Source organism: Bradyrhizobium sp. Unk1 (assembly GCF_059512345.1).
The window spans coordinates 1-472 of the sequence record NZ_JCAMOP010000233.1; the positions used below are offsets into that span (position 1 = coordinate 1).

General features: G+C 62.3%; 1 protein-coding gene. It reads right to left on the minus strand.

The genetic code is table 11. The features are described 5' to 3' along the window. Positions 1–331: 331 nt before the first annotated feature. The coding region (locus AC5ZFO_RS48285; RefSeq protein WP_496124309.1) for a DUF3892 domain-containing protein at positions 332–472 on the minus strand (141 nt) is incomplete at its 5' end.

Sequence of the window (472 nt, forward strand, 5' to 3'; positions counted from 1 at the left end):
TCGAACATTTGCAGGCCGAGCACTTTGATATGGCATGCACGCGGGGGGCGCGGCAACCCACTGGTGCTGGTAGGTGCCAGGCAGACTTTTCGCCCATACAACTTGAGGTCCCGTGGGCTAGACTCCCCCCGCGGGAAGCGGTCAGCTTCTTTCGTCGCTGAGGCTGGCCCCGAAGTTGGCGGCATGTGGCAGGGACAGCGCTCTACCTCCATTCGGGCGCCGAGCCACGTTGCTGCTAGCTTCACCGGCAGCGCGGGTGTGGCGGGGACAGCGTCGCTCGCATTGTCGACGCCGAGTCGCGCCCGTGCTGCTTGCGGGTGTGAGATTGGGATCATACGGGGCACTCAGCGAGTGAAAGAAGACTGTCTGGCTGAATGCCGTCGGCCGTCGTCTTGATGTACTTGTGCCCTTCGTGTTTGGCCACGATCAAACCAGCAGTGAGCCCGTCTTCCTGGACATAGAATTCCCACGC